This window comes from Mitsuaria sp. TWR114 (assembly GCF_007997345.1).
The window spans coordinates 1-631 of the sequence record NZ_VOSR01000922.1 but is presented as its reverse complement, the minus strand read 5'-3'; the positions used below and the strand labels follow the sequence as shown (position 1 = coordinate 631).

The window sequence follows — 631 nt, the reverse complement described above, 5'->3', positions numbered from 1 at the left end:
GGCCGGCCGCTGCGCGAGGCGGTGCTCGAAGGCGCCGCCGGCCGCATGCGCCCGGTGCTGATGACGGCGGCGGTCGCGGCCTTCGGCTTGACGCCCGCGATGCTGGCCACGGGCCTGGGCAGCGACGTCCAAAGGCCGCTGGCCACGGTCGTCGTCGGTGGGCTGGTGACGGCGACGCTGCTCACGCTGCTGCTCCTGCCGGCCCTCTACCACGCGATCGAAGCGCGCGTGGAGCGCGCCGCCGCCCGGCGTGCCGCGCAGGCGCCGCTCGATCACGACCACGACCCCGCATCGGAACCCCTGGCATGAAGCGCCTCATCTTTCTCTCCCCTCGCCGCGAAGGCGCCGGCATCAGCGCCAAGACCACGGGCCAGCGACAGCGTTCGACCAGCCGCCGTGACACCCTGGTCCTGGCAGCCGCGCTCATGACCGGCTTCCCGATGACGTATGCGTCAACGCCGGACGCCGACACCAACGCCACCGGCGTGCCCTTCGCCGCCTACCTGGACGCCGTGGAGCGCTTCAGCAATACGATCGCCGCGCAGCGCGAGGCGGTGGCGGCCGCACGCGCGGGCGTGCCGATGGCGGGACTGCGGCCCGATCCGTCGCTGTCGCTCGGTGTCGGGCGGCG

General features: G+C 74.2%; 1 protein-coding gene and 1 pseudogene. Both read left to right on the top strand.

Going from position 1 to position 631, the window contains the following annotated elements; translation table 11 throughout:
* Positions 1-309: efflux RND transporter permease subunit (locus FUT87_RS25845; RefSeq protein ID WP_147242841.1), on the top strand; the 309-nt coding region annotated here is incomplete at its 5' end.
* A pseudogene (locus tag FUT87_RS25840) lies at positions 306-631 on the top strand (hypothetical protein); the annotation flags it as partial. The gene FUT87_RS25845 and the pseudogene FUT87_RS25840, both read left to right, overlap by 4 nt.